Raw genomic sequence first — 4,886 nt, forward strand, 5'->3', positions numbered from 1 at the left:
CGTCGCCTGCCAGCGGGGCTTACTTTTGCCTCGCCGCAAAAGTAACAAAAAGGCTCGCGGCACGACCGATTTTGGCGACCTGACAGCCTTGGAAATTCGGAAATGAAAGGAACTCGCGGAGAGTTTTTGGGTACGAGAAACTTTTTGGGTCGCTCAAACAGCCTTTAATTCCGCGAATTTCCAAGACGTCAGGTGCCCGCCAAAACGCTCAAATGCCGGACTAAGGGGAAAGTGTTTATTGACATTTTTCCGCCGCTTCGCTTTGGAAAAATTTGTCTCCGAACCACCTTTTTTCCTCAATCGCGAGAATCGTTTCCATAACGTCGCCGCCGGAACTTCTGGCGTTGAGGTTTAGGGCAATAAAGAACCCAAGATTCCCAATCAAAGCCAACGATTGTGTCCGTCAAAGACACACCTGTTTTTCGCTACGAAGACAATCAGGAAGTTTTCGAAACCCAAAAATTTCCTACGGAGCAATTTTTAGCGCAGCGAAGCAAGCTAAAAAGCAAATAGATACTTCCAAATAGTCCGCGGCCTAAGCACAAAACGCGGGCACCTGACGTCCCAAAAATTCGCAGAAATGGAAATTGTTTGAGCGACCTGAAAGGTGAGTCGTTTCGAAAAGGCTTTCCCGCGAGTTTTTTCATTTCCGAATTTTTGGGGCTGTCAGGTCGCGTTTTTGGTTCGAGCCGCAAGGCATTTTTGCTTCTTTTGTTGCCAGACAAAAGAAGTCCCCGCCGGACAGGCGACGAAAGGAAATCAAAGCAAGCGACGGCGCAGCCGGCAAAAAAAATGCAACAACATAAAATGAGCGAAGCTCATTTTATTAGACTTCGAGCATAAAAAAAAATAAACACAAAAAGGAGGCACAATAAAAATGCCTCCATTTATGCGAAGAAAACGTGTCTTCATTCACTCAATTTAACTAAACTAATCTTATTGTTCTTTAAGAAATACTCTTATTCTTCTTTAAGAAACTCGCCGGTTGACGCGAAGTAAGCCGTACTTTTCTTGTTGTCCTTCGTCACTACGAGTTTGTACTCGCCATCTGCGGCCTGATAGGCTTCAAGAATGGAGTAACCGCCATATTTCGTCCCGATTTTCTCAAGAGCCGATGGCGAAACCGTATTTCTGTCAATGGCTTTATATGATTTTGTGGCTGTGGTTGTTGTGGTTGTTTTCGTTGTCTGTTCGGTCTGGGCTTGTGCGTTGACAGCGAATCCTAGTGTCAGGGCTGAAATAAAAAGTAGCTTTCTCATAATTTTGGAGTGTATAAAAAGTGTTGTGTCATTGTTTCGGATGAGTATATGTCAGAATCGTGCCACTTCTCGTCAATTGGGTTTTGGCGTCCGCCGATATCAGAGTCCACAAGGGTTTGCGTCTTAATTTTCCTATTCAGAACTTTTTTCGAAAACGTTTTCATAGTGTGGATTTTGCGGATGCGATTGTGGAAATTCCACAGTTTGGCACCACATTTGGAAAATGTCATCCGATAAAACCAAAACGCGATCAAGACCGTAGTTTTTCAAAAAGTGGAAATCTTGCTACGTTGCGCTTATCGCCTGTAACGCTCGAAGAATTTGCCGTCGATAATTTAGCGGCAACTTTCCGGTAAAAAACACAACTATGCTATTGGACGCGATCAAAGACAATTTCGCCGAACTCTCGCGAATGATCAAGCAACTCTCGTTAAAGGAATACTGCCGACCGTGGCCGGAACTGCACGCAGCCTCGATAGGCGAACACGTCAGACATATTCTTGAAATGTACCAATGTCTCGAAAAAGCATATTTTTCGGGTGAAATCGAGTACGACAAACGCGAGCGAGACCTGGCTTTGCAAACCCAACCGGATGTCGCCCTGAAAGTGATTTCGGAACTCGCGAAACGACTCGGTCGGACAAACAAAACCATGTATCTCAACACGATCCTGAACGAAACCGAATTGCGGATTCCGACGAATTTCGAACGCGAACTGCTGTACAATCTCGAGCACAGCATTCACCATCAGGCGCTGATAAAAGTCGGATTGCGCCAATTGGATATGGAAATCGAGGATGGATTCGGAATCGCGCAATCGACACTAGCTTATCGCAACCAATGTGCACAGTAACTTTCGTGGCTTCGCGCCAACAAACCATCATTACCTCGAATCGGGACGAACAGGTTTCGCGTCCGTCGATCGATCCGGCAGTTTACGAAATAAACGGCAAGGAGTTGTTTTTTCCGAAAGATCCAAGAGCTGGCGGCACGTGGTTCGCCTCTGACAAAAGCGCTAATGTGCTGGTTTTGCTGAACGGCGCTTTCGATACGCACGAGCATCGTCCGCCTTATCGCAGAAGTCGTGGCCTAATTGTGCTTGACCTGCTTTCTTGCGAATCGGCAATAGAAAATTGGTCTGCCATAAATTTGACCGAGGTCGAACCGTTCACGATCGTACTTTTCGAAAACCGACACTTATATGAACTGCGTTGGGACGGAAACTTGAAATTCCGAAAAGACTTGGCTTCGAACGAAAATCACATTTGGTCGTCCGCGACTTTGTATCCGAAGGAAATCCGCGACCGACGCGAAAAATGGTTCTCCGAATTCCTGTCGAAAAATCCGAATCCTTCGCCTCAAGACATGCTTGGATTCCATCGGTATACCAAAAATTCCGACAGCCAAAACGGCCTCGTAATCGACCGAAAAGGCATCTCGCTTCAAACCCTGAGCATCACACAAGCCGCAATCGACGGGCATTCCATCCAATTCCAGCATTCGAATCTCGTGGAAAATTCGACAACAAAAACGGTTTGCGACACATTTTGAAAACGCGCATTTTCCTCCACAAACTCGCCAATTGGGAATATTGGCCACAGCAAATCGTCTACATTCCGGTTTATCTGCAATGGATTTGGTACAGTTTGCGAGCGCGTTCCGTTTTCTTTTTCAACGCTTCGAATCCCTCGATAAAAAACGGCGGATTTTTCATGGAATCCAAAAAGGAAATCTACGACATGCTGCCAATCGGAACGTATCCGAAGACAAGCTTTGTTGCGATGGAAATGTCAGCCGAAGAAGCGATCGACAGCTTCCAAATATCCAAAATCGACTTTCCCGTCATCGCCAAGCCGAACATGGGACAAAGAGGAACGGCGGTGAAAAAACTGCATTCGCTCGACGAAATTTCGGCCTACGCCAAACGCGCCACCTTCGATTTTTTGATCCAAGAATGCATTCCATTCGAGAATGAGATCGGGATTTTCTACGTGCGCTATCCGCATGAACAGCTAGGCAAAATCACAGGAATCGTCGCCAAGGAATTCCTGTCGGTCACGGGCGACGGCGTTTCGACCATAGAAAAATTGTTGCAAAAAGATTTTCGGCACGCCATGCAGGCGTCGGCCATCGCCAAAGAAATAGGGGCGGGCATGCACGAAATTTTGCCGATGGGCAAAAAGCGCAAACTCGTGCCTTTCGGAAATCACATCCGCGGAAGCAAATTTACAGATGCCAGCCATTTGATCACGCCAAAACTCGTCGAAGCCATAAACGCGATCTGTCTCGAAATCCCCGATTTTTACTTCGGCCGACTCGATGTGATGTTCGAAAACTGGCGCGATCTCGAAAACGGGAAAAAATACGCCATCATAGAAATCAACGGCGCTTCGAGCGAACCCACGCACATTTACGATCCGAAGCACTCGATTTTTTTCGGATGGAAAGAACTCACGCGACACTTGCGCTACATGTTCGAAATCGCATCCATCAATAAACGAAAAGGCGTATCTTACCTCTCGCGCAAGGACGGAATCCGCGAATACCGCGAGTATGTGGCGCACAATAAAAAATTCGTCGATTTTTGAAGACTTGGAAAAATCTTGCCGTTGGATTCGGCATCAGTTTTATAGGTTCGGTTCCTTTGGGTTATCTGAACGTCGTCGGATTCGAGATTTTCGAGGCTTCCGGCTACGCGAAATTGATTCCGTATCTACTTGGCGTGATCGCCGAGGAAAGTCTCGTGATCTACCTCACGCTTTTGTTCGTCGACAAATTGTCAAAAGGCGGAAAACTCGTCAAAGCGACTGAAATCTTCTCGATCGTTTTCCTGCTCATTCTCGCCATTTATTTCTTCGTCAGAAAAGAAAGCGCCGAATTTTCCACACCAAAATATGTCGACTATTCGCCATTTCTCGCCGGAGCGATCCTGAACGCCATCAATTTCATGCAATTGCCGTTTTGGACAGGCTGGAATTTGTATTTGCTGAACGCCAAGTGGATTTACGTTGAAGACAATCGAAAATTCATCTATATTTTTGGAGCGCTGATAGGAACTTTTGTAGGAATGTTGCTCTTCATTTTGGGCTTGCACTTTTTGGCCGAGAACATCGACGGGCTTACTTTTTATCTTATGAAGGTTATTATTCCTTTGATTTTTCTTGGGTTGGCGTTGTGGCAGGCTTATAAATTTTACGACAAATATTATCGTAAAAATAATTTTACTGGTAAAATTGATTAGGAGCTTTTTCCGGCTGACTTGGCACTAGCTTTTTTGCAAAAACCGGTTTTTCTAGGGTTTAAAACGAGCTTCCTGCGGTCGCTGTTTTAAACTTAGAAAAATTCGGTTTTTTCTGCAAAAGGCTAGTTGCCCGCATCCGGGCTAGGGATTGTCGTTAGACGATCTTTCTTTTTGTATTTTATTTATGTGTTTACGGAAATTATCTCACTCTCCAGACCTGATAAAAATAAGCTTCGCTTATTTTGCTTTTTTCGGCAGCTGCGCTGCCGCCTGCTTTGATTTTGATTCGTCGCCTGCCAGCGGGGCTTACTTTTACTTCATTGATTTTTATTGTTTTTTAAAGGATTCAGTGAACCTCGTTCCTCGGTTTGCCTCGCCGCAAAAGT

7 protein-coding genes are annotated in these 4,886 nt (G+C 45.5%); 6 read left to right on the forward strand and 1 reads right to left on the reverse strand.

The features are described from left to right. The first annotated feature begins 591 nt into the window (after positions 1-591). Entirely contained in the window at positions 592-843 is a 252-nt protein-coding gene (locus EOO49_RS19215) for a hypothetical protein (protein WP_290848746.1), read from the forward strand. 116 nt (positions 844-959) lie between these two features. Here the strand turns inward: EOO49_RS19215 and EOO49_RS19220 are convergent, their stop codons facing one another. Then, the gene (locus tag EOO49_RS19220) at positions 960-1,259 is read right to left on the reverse strand and encodes a hypothetical protein (protein WP_290848748.1); all 300 of its coding nucleotides are present in this window, start codon (positions 1,257-1,259) and stop codon (positions 960-962) included. Between the two features lie 59 nt (positions 1,260-1,318). Between EOO49_RS19220 and EOO49_RS19225 the strand changes: the two genes are divergently transcribed. The 5 genes from EOO49_RS19225 to EOO49_RS19245 are packed head-to-tail and all read left to right on the forward strand — an operon-like array spanning position 1,319 to position 4,500. Then, complete coding sequence (locus EOO49_RS19225) at positions 1,319-1,615, forward strand: hypothetical protein (protein ID WP_290848750.1); 297 nt, start codon at positions 1,319-1,321, stop codon at positions 1,613-1,615. Positions 1,616-1,626: 11 nt separating this feature from the next. Further along, a complete protein-coding gene (locus tag EOO49_RS19230) occupies positions 1,627-2,112 on the forward strand; it encodes a DinB family protein (protein WP_290848752.1) in 486 nt (161 codons plus the stop codon). Then, positions 2,100-2,810 (forward strand): NRDE family protein, encoded by a 711-nt coding sequence (locus EOO49_RS19235; protein ID WP_290848754.1) that lies wholly within the window; start codon positions 2,100-2,102, stop codon positions 2,808-2,810. The genes EOO49_RS19230 and EOO49_RS19235 overlap by 13 nt, the downstream gene beginning before the upstream one ends. Then, entirely contained in the window at positions 2,807-3,847 is a 1,041-nt protein-coding gene (locus EOO49_RS19240; protein ID WP_366927250.1) for a D-alanine--D-alanine ligase, read from the forward strand. Before EOO49_RS19235 ends, EOO49_RS19240 begins: the two co-directional genes overlap by 4 nt. Then, positions 3,844-4,500 (forward strand): hypothetical protein, encoded by a 657-nt coding sequence (locus EOO49_RS19245; protein WP_290848756.1) that lies wholly within the window; start codon positions 3,844-3,846, stop codon positions 4,498-4,500. Before EOO49_RS19240 ends, EOO49_RS19245 begins: the two co-directional genes overlap by 4 nt. The last annotated feature ends 386 nt before the right edge of the window (positions 4,501-4,886 follow it).

The organism is Flavobacterium sp. (assembly GCF_004295795.1).
In the GTDB taxonomy this organism is placed as follows: domain Bacteria; phylum Bacteroidota; class Bacteroidia; order Flavobacteriales; family Flavobacteriaceae; genus Flavobacterium.

Coding starts and splice junctions, on each gene's coding strand:
- EOO49_RS19220 (WP_290848748.1), bottom strand. CDS start 1,259: ATGAGAAAGCTACTTTTTATTTCAGCCCTGACACTAGGATTCGCTGTC.
- EOO49_RS19230 (WP_290848752.1), top strand. CDS start 1,627: ATGCTATTGGACGCGATCAAAGACAATTTCGCCGAACTCTCGCGAATG.
- EOO49_RS19235 (WP_290848754.1), top strand. CDS start 2,100: ATGTGCACAGTAACTTTCGTGGCTTCGCGCCAACAAACCATCATTACC.